The sequence below is a fragment of the Kitasatospora sp. NPDC059673 genome, assembly GCF_042734215.1.
In the GTDB taxonomy this organism is placed as follows: Bacteria; Actinomycetota; Actinomycetes; order Streptomycetales; family Streptomycetaceae; genus Kitasatospora.
Window position 1 is genome coordinate 1 of sequence record NZ_JBHWEN010000028.1, and the last position, 15,603, is coordinate 15,603.

Annotated in this window: 15 protein-coding genes; 5 read left to right on the forward strand and 10 right to left on the reverse strand. The window is 72.2% G+C overall.

Annotation, left to right across the window (positions count from 1 at the left end):
- Positions 1 to 139 precede the first annotated feature (139 nt).
- The 3 genes from ACFV18_RS27000 to ACFV18_RS27010 all read right to left on the reverse strand — a co-directional run bounded on the left by ACFV18_RS27000 (position 140) and on the right by ACFV18_RS27010 (position 2,699).
- Positions 140 to 1,699: an RICIN domain-containing protein gene (locus ACFV18_RS27000; RefSeq protein WP_380487481.1), complete on the reverse strand. Its 1,560-nt coding sequence runs from the start codon at positions 1,697 to 1,699 to the stop codon at positions 140 to 142.
- 237 nt (positions 1,700 to 1,936) lie between these two features.
- Positions 1,937 to 2,059 (reverse strand): hypothetical protein, encoded by a 123-nt coding sequence (locus ACFV18_RS27005; protein WP_380487484.1) that lies wholly within the window; start codon positions 2,057 to 2,059, stop codon positions 1,937 to 1,939.
- A 55-nt stretch (positions 2,060 to 2,114) separates the two neighbouring features.
- Positions 2,115 to 2,699, reverse strand: a complete 585-nt coding sequence (locus ACFV18_RS27010; RefSeq protein WP_380487487.1) for a TetR/AcrR family transcriptional regulator — start codon at positions 2,697 to 2,699, stop codon at positions 2,115 to 2,117.
- 104 nt (positions 2,700 to 2,803) lie between these two features.
- Between ACFV18_RS27010 and ACFV18_RS27015 the strand changes: the two genes are divergently transcribed.
- Positions 2,804 to 4,984, forward strand: a complete 2,181-nt coding sequence (locus tag ACFV18_RS27015) for an MMPL family transporter (RefSeq protein ID WP_380487489.1) — start codon at positions 2,804 to 2,806, stop codon at positions 4,982 to 4,984.
- 63 nt (positions 4,985 to 5,047) lie between these two features.
- Here the strand turns inward: ACFV18_RS27015 and ACFV18_RS27020 are convergent, their stop codons facing one another.
- The 3 genes from ACFV18_RS27020 to ACFV18_RS27030 all read right to left on the reverse strand — a co-directional run bounded on the left by ACFV18_RS27020 (position 5,048) and on the right by ACFV18_RS27030 (position 6,993).
- Entirely contained in the window at positions 5,048 to 5,512 is a 465-nt protein-coding gene (locus ACFV18_RS27020) for a hypothetical protein (RefSeq protein ID WP_380487492.1), read from the reverse strand.
- A 314-nt stretch (positions 5,513 to 5,826) separates the two neighbouring features.
- A complete protein-coding gene (locus ACFV18_RS27025; RefSeq protein WP_380487493.1) occupies positions 5,827 to 6,387 on the reverse strand; it encodes a dihydrofolate reductase family protein in 561 nt (186 codons plus the stop codon).
- 45 nt (positions 6,388 to 6,432) lie between these two features.
- Positions 6,433 to 6,993, reverse strand: coding sequence for a dihydrofolate reductase family protein (locus tag ACFV18_RS27030; protein ID WP_380487494.1), 561 nt, complete (start codon positions 6,991 to 6,993; stop codon positions 6,433 to 6,435).
- A 170-nt stretch (positions 6,994 to 7,163) separates the two neighbouring features.
- Here ACFV18_RS27030 and ACFV18_RS27035 point away from each other — a divergent pair, with 170 nt between their 5' ends.
- Positions 7,164 to 7,451: a hypothetical protein gene (locus ACFV18_RS27035; protein WP_380487497.1), complete on the forward strand. Its 288-nt coding sequence runs from the start codon at positions 7,164 to 7,166 to the stop codon at positions 7,449 to 7,451.
- A 7-nt stretch (positions 7,452 to 7,458) separates the two neighbouring features.
- On the opposite strand, the gene ACFV18_RS27040 is transcribed toward ACFV18_RS27035, so the two are convergent.
- On the reverse strand, positions 7,459 to 8,439 hold the full coding sequence (locus tag ACFV18_RS27040; protein WP_380487671.1) for a sigma-70 family RNA polymerase sigma factor: 981 nt from the start codon (positions 8,437 to 8,439) through the stop codon (positions 7,459 to 7,461).
- Positions 8,440 to 8,823: 384 nt separating this feature from the next.
- On the opposite strand from ACFV18_RS27040, the gene ACFV18_RS27045 reads away from it, so the two are divergent.
- Positions 8,824 to 9,369 (forward strand): cytochrome P450, encoded by a 546-nt coding sequence (locus ACFV18_RS27045; RefSeq protein WP_380487499.1) that lies wholly within the window; start codon positions 8,824 to 8,826, stop codon positions 9,367 to 9,369.
- A gap of 618 nt (positions 9,370 to 9,987) precedes the next feature.
- Here ACFV18_RS27045 and ACFV18_RS27050 read toward each other — a convergent pair.
- Positions 9,988 to 10,776: a TetR/AcrR family transcriptional regulator C-terminal domain-containing protein gene (locus ACFV18_RS27050; RefSeq protein WP_380487501.1), complete on the reverse strand. Its 789-nt coding sequence runs from the start codon at positions 10,774 to 10,776 to the stop codon at positions 9,988 to 9,990.
- A 56-nt stretch (positions 10,777 to 10,832) separates the two neighbouring features.
- Between ACFV18_RS27050 and ACFV18_RS27055 the strand changes: the two genes are divergently transcribed.
- Both ACFV18_RS27055 and ACFV18_RS27060 read left to right on the forward strand, forming a co-directional pair.
- A complete protein-coding gene (locus ACFV18_RS27055) occupies positions 10,833 to 12,074 on the forward strand; it encodes an FAD-dependent oxidoreductase (RefSeq protein ID WP_380487503.1) in 1,242 nt (413 codons plus the stop codon).
- A 275-nt stretch (positions 12,075 to 12,349) separates the two neighbouring features.
- Positions 12,350 to 12,541 carry a DUF1737 domain-containing protein gene (locus ACFV18_RS27060; RefSeq protein WP_380487505.1) on the forward strand — a complete coding sequence of 64 codons (192 nt, stop codon included), beginning with the start codon at positions 12,350 to 12,352 and terminating at the stop codon, positions 12,539 to 12,541.
- A 7-nt stretch (positions 12,542 to 12,548) separates the two neighbouring features.
- On the opposite strand, the gene ACFV18_RS27065 is transcribed toward ACFV18_RS27060, so the two are convergent.
- Positions 12,549 to 13,901 carry a serine hydrolase domain-containing protein gene (locus tag ACFV18_RS27065; protein ID WP_380487507.1) on the reverse strand — a complete coding sequence of 451 codons (1,353 nt, stop codon included), beginning with the start codon at positions 13,899 to 13,901 and terminating at the stop codon, positions 12,549 to 12,551.
- Between the two features lie 232 nt (positions 13,902 to 14,133).
- Positions 14,134 to 15,279: a PucR family transcriptional regulator gene (locus ACFV18_RS27070; RefSeq protein ID WP_380487510.1), complete on the reverse strand. Its 1,146-nt coding sequence runs from the start codon at positions 15,277 to 15,279 to the stop codon at positions 14,134 to 14,136.
- Positions 15,280 to 15,603 lie beyond the last annotated feature (324 nt).

The window sequence follows — 15,603 nt, forward strand, 5'->3', positions numbered from 1 at the left end:
CCCACCCCGCCGGCTCGCCGCGAACCCCCGCCGCTGCGGTGTTGGGCCCGCCGGCCTGCGGGGGGCTCGCCCACCCGACCCCCCGGCCGGGTGCCCGCCTTTTCGGCGCCCCCCGGGCGGTTCGGCGTTGCGGTGGGTGTCAGTAGATGGAGAAGACGGACGCCCAGTTCTGGCCGGCCGAGTTGGCGTTGGCGGTGTTGGCGGTGACCGCCTGGCCGGCGGTGGCGTTGCCGTCCAGGACGAAGCCGGTGGCCGGGTTGGTCAGCGTGTAGGTGCCGACGGCGTTCTGGGTCACCGTCCAGCGCTGGTTGGCGCCGCCGAGGTTGATGGCCGTCAGGGAGATCTGGCCGCCGGCGGTGGTCGGCGCGGTCAGGTAGAGCGGGATCGAGCAGCTGTCGTAGATCCGGACGGTGCCGTCGCCGTTGGAGGCGAACTTCCAGCGCTGCGAGGCCATGGTGGTGTTCAGCGTGGCGAACACGGCCACCGACGGGATGCTGCTGGTGCAGGTGCCGCCTCGCTGGAGGGCGACGCCGCCGCCGTTGCTGAGCGCGTGGTAGCCGTTGTCACCGACCACCGTGGGGCCGTAGTTGATGGCGCTGGTGTCCAGCGCGGTCAGCGCGGCGCCGGTGGTGGACAGCGGCGGCGTGGCCGTCGGACGGACGTTCCTGAACCAGTCGGCGAAGGTCGCCGGGGTGTGCGAGGTCAGGGTGGCGATGGTGCGGTCCCAGCTGCCGTCCACCTGGTTCCACAGCTGGAGCAGCGCGCCGTCCACGTTGCCCTGCACCTGGTCGCCGGTCTGCCAGCCCGAGGCGGCGGTGAACGGGTAGGACGAGCCGTCCGGCCACACGTAGCGCTGGTCGCCCTCCAGGTAGGCGGCGACCGAGTCGGCGAAGCCCTCGGTCCAGGCGCAGGTGGCGGAGGACGTGTACTGGATGTAGTGCGGGTTGCAGTTGGTGACGGCCGGGAAGGTGCCGTTGTACAGCCGCTGCTGGAAGAAGTGCCCCGACTCGTGCAGCACGGTGTGCTCGGAGTCCGGGTCGCCGTCGGCCAGGTGCAGGGTGTTCGACAGGTCGTACCACGCGCCGTCGGTGGAGCCCGCGTACCACTGCTCCGTCAGCATGGTGCAGGTGGCGGCGTTCGTCTCGGTGGTCGTCCAGCACGGGGTGGTGGAGTTGGCCCGCCGCGACCAGAGCAGGTTGACGGTGTCGAAGGCGTGCCAGGCGCGCTGCGCGGTGGTCGGCTTGACGGTGCCGAGGGCGACGCTGGTCGATATGTTCGACTGGGTCGGCGTGTTGAAGGCGTAGACCGTGCCGGTGTTGTCGGCGGTCCGCCACACGTGGTTGTTCTGGGTGGCGAAGCGCACGTACAGGTGGTCCATCGCGGTCGTGGTGACCGGCGTGTAGCAGAGGTTGAACGAGCCGTCGGCGGCGCCGGTCAGCTGGGTGTCGGTGTTCAGCTTGTGGTCGGTGTCGGTCGGCCTCTCCCGGCCCCACAGCTCGACCGAGGCGTTGCGGGCGGCCTTGGTCAGGGTCGGCTTGGAGGCGCCCGCCTCGGCGGACTGGTAGTCGTACTGGAGGTTGCCGCTCATGCAGATCGGCGACGTGGCGGAGGCGACGCCCGCCGTCAGCGGGACTATGCCTCCCGCGGCGAGCAGCGCCGGCACCAGGAGGCGCAGCAGGGTGGTGGAGCGGTGCGACATCGACGTCCTTCCAGACGATTGCCCGGGCCGCGGCTGGGCGGGACCGGGGCGCGAAGGCCGGGCGAGGGACCCGGCTCCGGTCCGTGACGATTCGTCGGCGGGCCGTGAGTAATCGTCGTGTCCGCGCCATGGCGGGCACCAGGGGCGCGCGGAATCACATGTTCCGCTTGTGTGATTGGCCTGTGCGCCCGGCGCGGGATGGGGAGTTCGTGCGCCCCTCGGGGTGCTGACGGGACGTCAGGCAGTGGGCCAGGTGGCGAGGGTGAACTCGACGATGCGGTGCAGCTGTTCGGCCGGGGTGCCGTCGGTGGCGCGGACCGCGAGGCCGTGGGTGAGGACGGTCGGGTGGTCGGTGAGCACGGCCGGATCGGTGCCGGGTGCGAACTCGCCTGCCTCGGGGGCCAGTTCTAGACGGTCAGGGGAGTTGGCCGGGCGGGAGGGTGTTGATGCCGGCGGCCAGGAAGGCCATGGCGGCGTCCAGGTGGGCCTCGGTGGGGCGCAGGTAGAGCTCGCAGACGACGGCGGCGGCCGTGGCGGCGACCATTCGGGGGCCGAAGTCGTCGGGGGCGTCGCCGCGTTCGGCGGCGAAGATCCGGGCGCCCTCCTGGATCGCCTCGGTCAGGCGGCTGTTGGCGACGGCGCGCAGCTGGGGGTTGCGGTCGAGCATCGCCTCCCAGAGCGCGTCGAGCTCCTCGGCGCCGGGGTTCTCGGCGAGGTCGGTGCGCAGCCAGTGCTCCAGCGCCTCCAGCGTGGTGGTGCCGGGCTCGCGGTGGTTGAGGGCGTGGCCGAGACGGTCGGTGAACTCGGCGATGTGGGAGGTCGCCAGGTCGAGCTTGGTCGGGAAGTAGAGGGTGACGGTCCGTGCCGACACCTCGGCCCGGTCGGCGATGTCGGCGATCGTGGTCGCCTCGAAGCCGCGCTCCGCGAACAGCTGGTAGGCCGCTCGCAGGATCGCCTCCCGGCGGCGGGCCTTGCCGCGTGCCCTCGCTCCCTCGGTCATGGGGTCGATGCTAGCAGTTTTTACCAGTGGAGGTAATTTTGCAGTCCGCTGCAAAGTTACCTTAGAGTGCAAAAATCCACTGGTTCTGAGCACGAGGGGGCGCGATGGCGTCGGTCCTGTACGCATGGGGACGATGGGCGGTACGCCGCCGAGGCCGGGTGATCGGCCTGTGGCTGCTGCTGCTCGCGACGATCGGCGCCCTCGGCACCACCTTCGCCGGGCCCGTCAGCAACGAGTTCACCGTCCCCGGCATCGAGTCCCAGCAGGCCCAGGACCTGCTGGAACGTCAACTCCCGGAGTCCGCCGGCGGCACCGCCCGGCTGGTCGTCGCCGCGCCCGCCGGGCAGAGCCTGGACATGCCCGCGGCCAAGGCCGCCGTGGGGGAGAGCCTGCACCGGGCCGCCGGGATACCCGGGGTGGTGCATGTCGCCGACCCGTTCGAGAGCCGCACCGTCTCGCCGGACCTGCGGATCGCGTTCGCCGACGTGCAGTTCGCGCAGGCCGCGAGCGAGGTCCCGCAGAGCGCCAAGGACGCGCTGAACGACGCCGCCGCGCCGCTGCGGGAGGCCGGGCTGCAGGCCGAGTTCGGCGGCACCGTGATGGCGCCGCCCGTCGAGGTCGGCGGCCCCGCCGAGGCGATCGGCGTGGTGGTCGCGTTCGTGGTGCTCGCCGTCGCGCTCGGCTCGCTGGTCGCCGCCGGACTTCCGCTGCTGACCGCCCTGGTCGGCGTCGGCATCGGTGTGCTGGGAGCCCAACTGCTCGCCCACGTGGTCGAGATGACCAACACCGCGACCGTGCTCGCGCTGATGATCGGCCTCGCCGTCGGCATCGACTACGCGCTGTTCATCATCGCCCGGCACCGCGAGCAGCTCGCCGACCCCGACAGCGGGATCGAGGAATCGGCGGCCCGCGCCACCGCCACCGCCGGCAGCGCCGTGGTGTTCGCCGGCGCCACCGTGATCATCGCACTGGCCGCGCTCGCCGTCACCGGCATCCCGTTCCTGACCGTGATGGGCCTGGCCGCCGCCGCCACCGTGCTGCTCGCCGTACTGGTCGCCGTCACCCTGGTGCCCGCGCTGCTCGGCCTGCTCGGCGAACGGCTGCGGCCCCGGGCACGGGTGAAGGCCACCGCGAAGCCGGCCGGCACCTGGTCGGCGGCCTGGGCGCGCACCGTCACCCGCAAGCCGCTGCTGGTGCTGCTGGCCGGCGTGGTCGGGCTGCTCGCCCTCGCGCTGCCCGCCCGCGACCTGCGGCTCGGCCTGCCCGGCAACGCCTCGCAGCCCGCCTCCAGCACCCAGCACAAGAGCTACGACCTGCTCAGCGAGGGCTTCGGCCCCGGCTTCAACGCCACCCTTGCCGCCGTGGTCGACGCCACCGGCATCCCCGCCGAGCGCCGCGAGGCCGCGCTCGCCGACCTGCACGCCACGCTCTCCGCCGATCCGGGCGTCGCCGCCGTCGGCATGCCGGTGGCGAGCGCGGACGGCAGCACCGTCGCCGTGCCCGTCGTCCCCCGTACCGGGCCGGACGACAAGGCCACCAGCGACCTGGTGGAGCGGCTGCGCGGCCACAAGGCCGAGGTCGCCGCGAGCGGCGGCACGCTGTACATCGCCGGGGCGACCGCCGCCGCGATCGACGTGTCCGGCAAGCTCGCCGACGCGCTGCCGCTGTTCGTCGCCCTGATCGTGCTCCTCGCGCTCGCCCTGCTGACCGTCGCGTTCCGCTCGGTGCTGGTGCCGCTCAAGGCGGTGCTCGGGTTCCTGCTGTCGGTGGCCGCCGCGCTCGGCATCACCGTGTGGGTGTTCCAGGACGGGCACCTGAACGGCCTGCTCGACATCCCGTCCGCCGCGCCCGTGACGAGTTTTCTGCCGGTGCTGCTGATCGGCGTGCTGTTCGGGCTCGCGATGGACTACGAGGTGTTCCTGGTCAGCCGGATGCGTGAGCACCACCAGCACACCGGCGACGCCGCCGGGGCCGTCACGCAGGGCGTCGCCAGCAGCGGACGGGTGGTCACTGCTGCCGCGCTGATCATGGTCGCGGTGTTCGGCGGCTTCGTGTTCAACCACGACCCGATCATCAAGTCGATCGGATTCGCGCTCGCCGTCGGCGTGTTCATCGACGCCTTCGTGGTCCGGATGACCCTGGTGCCCGCCGCGATGGCCCTGCTCGGCCGCCGCGCCTGGCAGTTGCCGGGCCGGCTCGACCGGATCATTCCGGACGTCGATCTGGAGGGCGCGAGCCTGCCTGCCGCGTCGGAGCGTCCGGAGCGCGTGGCCGAACGGGTCTGACGGAGCAGAACGCGGGCCGGGCCCGGGAGTCGCGACTCCCGGGCCCGGTTCACGGGTGCTCGGTCAGCAGGGGACCACGGCGTTGACGGTGACCGGGGACGGGCCCCAGCCGAACTTGCTGACGCCGAAGGTGCCGCTGACGGTGGAACCGCACGCGACGGTGCCGGTCGGGCCGTTGACGGTGACCGTGCTCGCGAGGAAGTTCACGTTCTGCGCGATCGAGCCGAGCGAGGCGCCGCCGACGACCTGGCCGGAGAGCGTGGTGGAGAGCACCTGGGGCTGCGGCGGGTAGTCGGGGGTGGGCGGGCCGGCCAGGGCGACACGACCGAGGAACTGGACGCTGCTACCGGTGATCGCGGCGCAGACCTGGGTCATCAGCCCGGACTGGAGCGACCACGGGCTGCAGGTCTCCGTGGTGGTGGTCGTGGCAGTGGGGGTGGCGGCCTGCGCGGGGGCGGCTGTCAGGGCGCCGACGGTGGCCATGCCCGCGGCGAGCAGGGTCAGTCCCTTCATCGAACGGTGGTTCATCGCGCGTTCTCCTCCATGTGGTGGTGCCCAGCTGAGGCACGTGATAACGAGGTAGCACATGTGACATTTCACATCCGCCGCGACTGAACTTGCCATAAGTTCGAATGCTTGCGGAGGTGTTTGAGGAGGAAATGATGCACTCGGCCAGAAAATGACCATGGATGGCGAGATTGCGGCGTGATTGCCGACAGTTGAGGAAGTCTTGACAACACCGTCCCGGAACCTTCGGATCCCACTCCCTTCGGGCGCCCGGTCGGTCGTGCCGACCTCACGCGCGCCCGCAGAGAGTGGGAACCGATCGGGACCCCGCTCCGCTACCCGGCGGCCGGGCCGTACACCACGTGCAGGGTGCCGTTGCCGAACGCCTTGCTGGACAGCAGCGTCAACTCGATCGGCTCGGCGATCCCGTCGAACAGGCGCATGCCCTCGCCCTGGGCCACCGGGTGCACGAACAGGTGCAGTTCGTCGATCAGGCCCGCCGCCAGCAGCTGACGTACCACGGAGACCGAGCCGGACATGCCGATCGGGCCGCCCTCCTCCTGCTTCAGCGCCCGGACGCCCTCGACCAACTCACCCTTCAGCTGCTCGGAGTTGCGCCAGGTGAGGTCGAGGCCCTGATGCGAGACCACGACCTTGCGCATGTCGCCCAGCGACTTGGCGAAGCCCGCGTCCGCGCCGCCCGCGGCCTCCCGCTCCGGCCAGGCACCCGCGAAGATGTCGTACGTCGTGCGGCCCAGCAGCAGGGTCTCCGACACCCCCAGCTGCGCCCCCACCGCCGCGCCCACCTCGTCGTCGAAGTGCGGCAGGTGCCACTGCTCCGGGCTGCCCACCACGCCGTCGGCGGAGATGAACAGGCCTGCGGTGATCTTCCTCATGGTTCGGTTCTCCTTGCTCGGTGACGCCTGGTCGGAAACGGGTGACTACTCGGCAGCGGGCCCGTACACCAGGTGCACGGTGCCGCCGGCGAACGGCTCGCAGGACAGCAGCTTCAGCTCGATCGGGTCCGCGCCCTCGGCGAACAGGCGCATGCCCTTGCCCCGGGCCACCGGGTGCACGAACAGGTGCAGCTCGTCCAGCAGGCCCGCCGCCAGCAGCTGACGTACCACGGAGATCGAACCCGACATGCCGATCGGGCCGCCCTCCTCCTGCTTCAGCGCCGTGACGCCCTCGACCAGCTCGCCCTTCAGCTGCTCGGAGTTGCGCCAGGTGAAGGAGAGCTCCTGGTGCGAGACCACGATCTTGCGGGTGTCACCGATCGCCTTCGCCATCTCGGCCTCGTCGCCGCCCTCCGCCTCGACGGCCGGCCACGAACCCGCGAACACCTCGTAGGTGGTGCGGCCCATCAGCACGGTGTCCGACGCGCCCAGCAGCGCGCCGACCGCCGCGCCCAACTCGGCGTCGAAGTACTTGAAGTGCCACTGTTCCGGGCTCTCCACGACTCCGTCGGCGGAGATGAACAGACCGGCGGTGATCTTCCTCATGGGGTGGTGCTCCTTGCTGGCTCTCGGTGTGCGTCGCTCGCTGACAACCGGTCAGACGGAGCCCGCTCGGCGGACTCATCGGTCCCCGCGAAGAAAATCCGAAAAACTTTTTCGACCCGTGCTGCCCGCCCCACCGATGAGTCCACGAGCGTCGATCGGTCAGCACCGGCATGAGCCCTGAGGACACCGTCGAGTTCGACGTACCGCCGCACCATGCCGCTCATCCGGCACTGGAAGACCACTACACCGCACTACTGGACGCCCACCGCCGGCCCGTGCGGATCGCCCTGCTGGTCGGGAACGTGCTGAGGCCCGCCCCCGGCGACCTCCAACGCCTTTGCAGGTTCGGAGTACTCGCACGGCGGGCGGGCCATCAAGTGGTCCTGCGCGGCGTCGGCCCCCAACTGAGAACGGTGCTCGACCTCACCGGGCTGGCCGACACCCTCCACGAGGGCTGAGGGCATGTCAGCCCCGCGGATCCTCCGTCAACCGCATCGGCAGACCCCACAGCGGGAACAGCCGATCGACATCCATGTAATTGGTCATCATGGCGATCCGACCGTCCACGATCTCCAACACCATGATGCCCCACGGCGTCCAGCCATTGCCGTCCTCCGCCGCCCGGTACTGCGCGAACGCCGGCGAACCGTTCGCCTCCACCGGCAGCATCCGCGAGTTGACACACCCCCGGCCCGGACCCTTCCACCACACCTCGAGTTCCTCGATGCCCTGCAGCCACATCCGGAACGGCGGCATGTTCAGCACCGCGTCCTCGTGCAGCAGCCGCTTCAAGCCCTCGATGTCGAACGCCTCGAACGCCCGCACATAGCGGGCCAGCAACGAACGCTGCGCCTCGTCCAGCGGCTTGAAGGTGTCACCCGGCGACCCCGCGCCGTCCGCCAGCGTCGCCCGGGCACGCTGCAGCGCGCTGTTCACCGACGCCACCGACGTCTCCAGCAACTCCGCGGTCTCCGCCGCCGACCAGGCCAGCACCTCGCGCAGGATCAGCACCGCGCGCTGCCGGGCCGGCAGCTTCTGCAACGCCGAGACGAACGCCAGCCGGATCGACTCCCGGCCCAGCGCCACCTCCGCCGGATCACCCGCCAGCACCCGCCCGTCCGGCACCGGGCCCACCCAGATGCTCTCCTCCAACTGCGTCAGATCCGGCGCCCCCGCCGCACACGGCGAGGTCAGATCCATCGGACGCGCCCGCCGCTGCGCCGCCGGACCCATGTCCAGACACACGTTGGTGGCGATCCGGTACAACCACGTCCGCAGCGCCGCCCGCCCCTCGAACCCGTCGAACTTCGACCAGGCGCGGACCATCGTCTCCTGCACCGCGTCCTCGGCCTCGAAGGCCGACCCCAGCATGCGGTAGCAGTACGCCGTCAGCTCGCGCCGGAACGGCTCCAGCTGCTCCGCAACCCCATCACGATCCATGATCATTGGCACGCCCGACACCCTAGTGCGCACCTCTGACAACCGGTGCCGGTGATCGCCCCGCCGGGTGGCTGATCGCGGCTGATCGCGGCTGATCGCGGCTGATCACGGCCGAGCCGGGCGACCGGGTCCGGGGCCGGTTCCGGGCCTCTCCAAGGACGCCTACCAGCACTGGCCCGCCCACATGAACGGCGAGATGGCCGAGGACCGGCCGCTGCGCATGCGGACCGATGTCCGCAGCGCCCTCACGCCTACGGACCCGAACACGGCCGGCTGCGCCGCCTGATCAGCCCCGCGTTCACCGCGCGGCGGATCCGGGGGCTCGCCCCCGAGATCGAGCGGATCGCCGCCGAGCTCATCGACCGCATTGCCGCACAGCCGCAGGACAGCGTGGTCGACCTGCGGAACGAATTCACCTGGGTGCTGCCGCTGATGGTGGTCAACACGCTGCTCGGCGTCCCCGAAGACCTGCACGGCGCGTTCCGCGCCTGCATCGGCCACCTCTTCGACACCCACGCCACCCCCGAGGAAGCCGTCCGCAACGGCGAGGCCGGCTACGTCCAACTCGCCAACCTGGTCGAGGCCAAGCGCCGCACCCCCGGCGAGGACGTCACCACCGCGCTCATCCAGGCCCACGACGAGGAGACCGGCACCGGCCTCACCGAACGCGAACTCCTCGACAGCCTGCTGCTGTTGATCGGCGCCGGCCACGAAACCACCGTCAACCTGCTCGGCAGCGCGATCATCGCACTGACCACCCACCCCGAACAGCTCGACGCCCTCCGCAAGGACCCGTCCCGGTGGTCCGACGTGGTGGAGGAGACGCTGCGCCTGCGGCCGCCCGTCGCCAAAATCCTGCCGCGCTTCGCCGTCGAGGACCTGCACGACGAGGCGGGCGGCATCACCTTCGCACGCGGCCCTGCCTCCATCCGGTGAACGGCGGTGGCGGGGGCTGGGGGCGGGCAGCCCTCCAGAGGTGGTGGCCGCACGCCGTGCCCGCCCGACCGGTGGGGCCGGCGGGCGGGACGGCGGGGCAGCGGAATCCAGGGTTGCGGCGATGCGATTGTCCGGCAAGCCCGTTGGTGGTGAATGGCCGGGCGACGGTCGGCGCCGGCCGGGGATGTTCGGCCGTCTGCCCGAAATGACCTCAGGGGCAGGACAGTTGTGCGGTGACGGCCGTCCGGCGTGGACCGCTGGACCGCTGGACCGCTGGGCCGGTGAGGCCGATCGACAGCGGCGGGTTCGGTGTCGAGCGGTCGAACTGCGCGGCAGCCTGGATCTTGAGTTCTCATCTCTCCGGCGGCGCGGGGCCCGCTCGGGCGAGCCGTTCGTGGTCGCGTGTTGGCTGACGGTCGGCTGACGGTCGGCTCGGTGTCGAGGGCGGCGGCGGAGTGGGCGGCCGAGATCAAGGCCTGTCCGGTCCGCCTGCGGTTGACGCCGACGTGCGGTGAGCTCTCCGTCCGCAGGTCCATTCGGGTCTGCCTCGAACTCGGGGTGGGACGGCTGCCGCCCCGGCCGGGGGCAGTCGGTGGACTGCCGGGGACGGTCTCCGGATCAGGAGGTCTGTGCGGCGATGCCGGCCAGTACGATCTCCAGGCCCGCCTCGAACTCCGCGGCGGGGGTGGGGTGTTCGGCCCCCACGATCACCTCCGCGAGCAGCGGGTGGCGGCCTGCGTCCAGCACACGTCCCAGGTACGGGGACATCGCCTTCCGCCACTGCTCCTCGGAGCGGTTCTCGGACCGGTCCGCGTGACGTTGTGCCAGTTCGGTGCGCAGGGCGCCCACCAGGTAGGCGTGGAAGGCGGCGGCGGCCCGGCGGAGTTCGGTGGGGCGGCCGGTGAGGTTCGGGGCGGTGTTCAGGACGGACAGCCGGGCCTCCAGGGCGGCCAGTGCGTTCGGGCCCAAGTGCGGGCGGCCGCCGAGGAGTTCGGGGAACCATTCGTGGCGGAGTGCGGCCCGCCTGGTCAGGGTGGCGATCAGCCGCAGGCCGGACTGCCAGTCCTGTGACGGATGGCCGGGGGCCGGGGCGGGCGGGACGATCTCGGCGTAGACCGCGTCCGCGAGGAGGTCAAGCAGCTCGTCCTTGGTGTCCACGTACCCGTACAGCCGCATCGGGCCGACCTCAAGCGCTGCGGCCACCCGGCGGATCGAGACGCCCTCCAGGCCGTCCGCGTCGGCGAGTTCGAGGGCCGCGCCGACGATCAGTTCGCGGCTGAGCGGGTGCGGGGTCCGCCGGGCGGGCGGTTCGGGGCGGTCCCAGATCGGGGTGGGGGAGGTGGGGTCGATGGTGTGGTGGGGCGTCATGAAAATAGTCTCCGCGTAGATGATGTCGGGCGCGCTCACCCCTGGCGATACAGTGTATCGAGCGATACGGTGTATCAACCAGGAGGGGGACACGCATGTCCACGATGTCCACGCAGACAGCTACCGAGATCGGAATTGTCGGAGGCGGCCCGGGCGGCCTCACGCTGGCCAGGCTGCTCACCATGCGGGGCATCCCGGCCACGGTGTACGAACGCGACGCCGGGCCGGACGCCAGGCTCCAGGGCGGCACCCTCGACCTGCACCTGGACACCGGCCAACGTGCGCTGCGCGCAGCCAAGTTGGAGGAGGCGTTCGGTCGGCACGCCCGCCCCGAAGGGCAGGACATGCGCCTGCTCGACCACACCGGCACCCTGGTGTACCGCGAGGACACCCCCGACCCCGCGCCCGGGGACGCCCCGGCGCCCCGGCCCGAGATCGACCGGACCGACCTGCGCGAGCTGCTGCTCGGCTCGCTGCCGCCCGGCACCGTCCGGTGGGCGCACACCCTGCACGCCGCCAACCCCGCGCCGGGCGGCGGTTGGGAGTTGCACTTCGCCGACGGCAGCACGGCCGAACACCGTGTGCTGATCGGCGCGGACGGCGCCCGCTCCCGGCTGCGCCCGCTGCTCACCGACGCCGAGCCGCGCCACCTGGGCGTCAACGCCGTCGAGGGGACCATCCCCGCCATCGACCGCACCCACCCCGAGCTGGCCGCCGCCGTGGGGCGGGGCAGCTACTGGGTGATCGGCGAGGGCCAGTCGCTCGCCGCGCAGCGCTGCTCCGACGGGCGGGTCCTGGTCCACCTGTCCTTCCACGGCCCCGCCGACTGGCCGGCCAGCTGCGGCATCCCGTTCGACCGCCCCGCCGAGGCCCGGCCCGCGCTGCTGGAGCTGTTCGCCGACTGGACGCCCACCTGCCGCGCGCTGATCGCCGCCTGCGAGGGCGAGCTGACGTCCCGTCCGCTCACCGCTCTCCCCGTCGGCCTGCGCTGGCCGCACCGCCCCGGCCTCACCCTGCTCGGCGACGCCGCGCATCTGATGCCGCCCGTCGGCCTCGGGGCCAACACCGCGATGCGCGACGCCCTCGAACTCGCCGACGCCCTCACTGCCCACCCCGCCGACCCCGGGAGGGCGTTGCACGCCTACGAGTCCGAGATGTTCGTCCGCACCGCCGAGGCCGCCGCCGACTCCGACCGGGTGATGGCCCTCGTCCACTCGCCGGCCGGTGCCCGGGGCGTGGCCGCCTTCTTCAACGGTGACCTCGGCGGTGACCTCGGCGGTGACCTCGGCGGTGACCTCAGCGGCGACCTCAGCGGCCGGGGTGCGGCGGGCGCGTAGGGCGCTTCGTCCGAGGGGTGGTCGGGTGGGCCGGGTGCGCTGCCGTGCCGGAGCCGGCGACCGGGGAGACCAGCGCAGCCGCCGTACCGAGCGCGGCCGCGACACGCAGCTTCATGCTCTGACCCTCCGTGGGGGATGGGGCCTGGATCTGCCTCCAAACCAGCGGCGGGTCCCTGCCCTGCGGCAGCCGCGGGTGGGGTGCGGACGGAGTGTTCGGTGAGGGCGGAGCGCCCCTTCGGCGTGGGATGAGGAGGCGAGCCTGGGATCCTGTTGGTATGAGCACACTTTCGAGCACGCCGCCGGACGGACTGCCCCGCTACCGCGTCCTGACCGGGCCGGACGACGCCGCGTTCTGCCACCGGGTCAGCGAAGCGCTCGCCCTGGGCTACGAACTGCACGAGGGGCCCGCCGTCACGTTCGACGGCGAGCGCGTCATCGTGGCCCAGGCGGTGCTCTGGCCGAAGTAGCGGGATCTCAGGCGTTGGGGCGCAGGCGGCAGGGGTGGACCAGGTACGGGCCGAGCAGGCCTTCGCGGTCGCCGTTCTTGTAGGCGATGGCGCGGCCGGTCAGCCCGGTGCCGTCCGTGCGGAGCTCCAGTCCGAATGAGGGACTGTTCAACCGGGCGTCCCTGGTGGGGAGTTGGAGGTCGGCGGCGAGTTGAATGCTCCAGCTGCGGGAGGCGACCGCCGGGACGGTGACCGGGGGGAGGTCGGCGAGCCGGACCCGGACGTGACCGTCGGTCAAGAGGGAGAGGTCGAGCGGGATTTCGCCGTCGGCGGTCTCGATGTGGCCGGTCCAGCTGCCCGGGGTCAGGGTCAGGGCGGCGGCCGGGTCGGTGACGGGCTGCAGGTGGCCCGGATCGAACTCGGGGGCCAGGGCGTCCATCAGGTGCCGGACCACGGCGTTGCGGGCGGACTTGTCGGTGCTGTTGGTCAGGATGGCGAGCGAGAGTTCACGGTCGGGCAGGTCAATCATCATGGTGGCGACGCCGCCCATGCCGCCGCCGTGGCTGGAGATCACCGAACCGTTCGCGCGCTGGACGATCCGGCCGAGACCGTAACCGAGCCGGTCGGTGATGGGCGGGGCATCGAGAACGGCCGCAGCGGTTGCCGGCCGAAGCAGCCGCGCGCAACGGCGGGCGAACAGGGCGATGTCGCCGGCGGTGGCCCAGCCCGCCCCGGCGGAAGAGACACTGCTGCGGCAGCCGGGGTAGCTGCGGCCGTCCGGGGTGTAGCGCTGCGCGACAGACGCGTCGGCGGGCGGGAGGTCGGCCAGGTCGAAGGAGGACAGGCCGAGCGGGGCGGCGATCTGCTCGCGCAGGAAGGTGCGCAGGGGCTGGCCGGTGGCCTGCTCCAGGAGACGGCCGAGCTCCCGGTAGCCGAGGTTGGAGTACTCGAAGTCGCTGCCCGGCTCGCGGACTTGGCGACAGTAGGCGGCGGGGTCGATCGGTGACGGATCCTCGCTGTAGTGGAAGTCGTAGTACGCCGGGAACCCGCCCCGGTGCTGCATCAGCTGACGCGGCGTCGGCACCGTCGCCCACGGGTGGCGTCCGGGCAGCGGCGCGTCCAGGTCGAGCAGCCCGCGATCGGCGGCCAGGCACACGGCGATTGCCGTGAACGACTTGGTTATTGACGCCAGTCCGTAGACGGTCTCCGGAGTGGCGGCGCGGTTCGCCGCGACGTCCGCCAGTCCGTAGGCCCGCGCGAACACCAGCTCCTCGCCCTGCGCCACGGCCATGCTCGCCGACGGGCACCCGTGCGCCGTCAGCGCCTGCTCGCAGAACTCGTCCAGCCCGTCCAGCACACCCGACCCGTCCAGCACGCTCATGCCCTCCCCTTGATCGCTCCCCCTGGATCGTAACCGTCCACCCTCGAACGGCCGTGACCCGCCTGCCAGTTCGGCACCTGTGGAGGAGTGGGCGCGGCGTCAACTTCGCGCCGGGCCACGCCGAAGAGTCGGCTCTGCCTGAACACCTGCGAAGCAGGTCGCTGGGAGATCCTGCGACTGACCGCGCCCGCGAGGGCTTGCCCGGCTGCTGCTGCCGGGGGAGCCGCCGGAGCTAGGGGACGGGCGTGGCGCGGAGGGCGACCTCGAGTTCGAAGCGGGCGTCGGGGGAGGACAGGGACGGGCCGAAGAGGCGGTGGACGCGGTGGAGGCGCTGGCGGGCGGTCTGGGGGTGGATGCCGAGGCGGGCGGCGACCTGGGGGGCGGTGCCGCGGCCGGTCTGGAGCCAGGCCAGGAGGGTGGCGGCGAGGCGCTCGCGTTGCTTGGGGGTGAGGGGGGCGAGCGGGGCCAGGCGGCGTTCGGCGATCAGGCGGACCAGGGCCGGGTCGGTGAGCAGCAGCAGGTCCGCCAGGCGTTCGCGGCAGTCCACCGGCTGCTCCGGGGCCTGCGGGAGGGAGGCGCGGAGCAGCCGGGCCCAGCGCAGCGACTGCGCCGCCAGGGCAGGTGGCACCGGCGGGCCGATCACCGCGCCGCGCCCGTGCAGGGCGGCGGCGATTCGCGGGTCGGCCAGCGTCGTCGCCGGGTCGGGCAGCAGCAGGTGCGGTTGCGGGCCGTCCAGGTTGACCAGGACGTGCTCGGGCAACCGCCCGCCACCCGGCGGCCGGGAGCCGAACGCGGCGACGCGGGCCAGTGGTTGACGGGCGGTGGGAAGCGGTGCGGGGGAGCGCGGGTCGAGTGACACCCCGGCGAGCAGTGCGGGCAGCGGCCAGTCCGCGGACTGCGCGGCGGCAGTGAGTTCGGCGGGCCCGGCACCGGACAGCAGCAGGTCGAGCAGCCGGTGCCGGGCCCGGCCGAGTGCGCCCGCCCGGTCGGTGCGGGCGTCCATGTAACCCTGCACGCTGGTCGCCGCGACCTCGTCGATGTGCGCGAACACCGCCTCGGCCAGCGTGACCAGTTGCTCCGGGCCGAGACCGCGACGGCGGGCCACCCGGGCGTACCGGCGCCATGCGATCCGGGCGCCGAGCCGGAACGCCGCCTGGAGGGCGTCCAGGCTGCGGCCCTCGGCGAGTTCGCCCCGGCCGAGTGAGCGGTAGACCCGCACCTGCCGGGGGCCGGGGGCGGGCAGCCCCGCGACCCGGTCGACGAACTCGGCGAGCGCGGTCTCCACGCCCTGCTGGATTCCGGCGCCGAATTGGCCGGAGAGCGGGCGGGCGAATTCCGGGACGGCGGACCTGATCTCCCGGATGATCTCGGACGCCAAGGATTGCTGCTCCGCCCTGAGTTCGGCCGACAAATCGCGCGGAAGTCCCTCCCACGGCCCAGCCAATTCCGATCCTCCAGGTAGCGATAATCCGTTCCACCGGAGTCCCCGCGAACACCGGTGGCGGTCGGGGACAGGGGGAGTATGCGGCGGCGCAACCCGGCGGTCAATAGGCCCGGCGCAGGCATGCGGGCCCCGTCCGGGAGGCCGGACGGGCGGAAACGCTCACCGGCGTGACAGGTCGGGAGGAGGGGACGGCCAATTCCTGGCACCCATCGATGGCCTTTTCTCGGCCTTGGGGCGACATCTTGACGGTCCGTCAGG

What these genes read in the sequence shown, in the direction of transcription:
- ACFV18_RS27000 (WP_380487481.1), bottom strand. Translation starts at nt 1,699, where the DNA reads ATGTCGCACCGCTCCACCACCCTGCTGCGCCTCCTGGTGCCGGCGCTG.
- ACFV18_RS27010 (WP_380487487.1), bottom strand. Translation starts at nt 2,699, where the DNA reads ATGACCGAGGGAGCGAGGGCACGCGGCAAGGCCCGCCGCCGGGAGGCG.
- ACFV18_RS27015 (WP_380487489.1), top strand. Translation starts at nt 2,804, where the DNA reads ATGGCGTCGGTCCTGTACGCATGGGGACGATGGGCGGTACGCCGCCGA.
- ACFV18_RS27020 (WP_380487492.1), bottom strand. Translation starts at nt 5,512, where the DNA reads ATGAACCACCGTTCGATGAAGGGACTGACCCTGCTCGCCGCGGGCATG.
- ACFV18_RS27025 (WP_380487493.1), bottom strand. Translation starts at nt 6,387, where the DNA reads ATGAGGAAGATCACCGCAGGCCTGTTCATCTCCGCCGACGGCGTGGTG.
- ACFV18_RS27030 (WP_380487494.1), bottom strand. Translation starts at nt 6,993, where the DNA reads ATGAGGAAGATCACCGCCGGTCTGTTCATCTCCGCCGACGGAGTCGTG.
- ACFV18_RS27035 (WP_380487497.1), top strand. Translation starts at nt 7,164, where the DNA reads ATGAGCCCTGAGGACACCGTCGAGTTCGACGTACCGCCGCACCATGCC.
- ACFV18_RS27040 (WP_380487671.1), bottom strand. Translation starts at nt 8,439, where the DNA reads ATGATCATGGATCGTGATGGGGTTGCGGAGCAGCTGGAGCCGTTCCGG.
- ACFV18_RS27055 (WP_380487503.1), top strand. Translation starts at nt 10,833, where the DNA reads ATGTCCACGATGTCCACGCAGACAGCTACCGAGATCGGAATTGTCGGA.
- ACFV18_RS27060 (WP_380487505.1), top strand. Translation starts at nt 12,350, where the DNA reads ATGAGCACACTTTCGAGCACGCCGCCGGACGGACTGCCCCGCTACCGC.
- ACFV18_RS27065 (WP_380487507.1), bottom strand. Translation starts at nt 13,901, where the DNA reads ATGAGCGTGCTGGACGGGTCGGGTGTGCTGGACGGGCTGGACGAGTTC.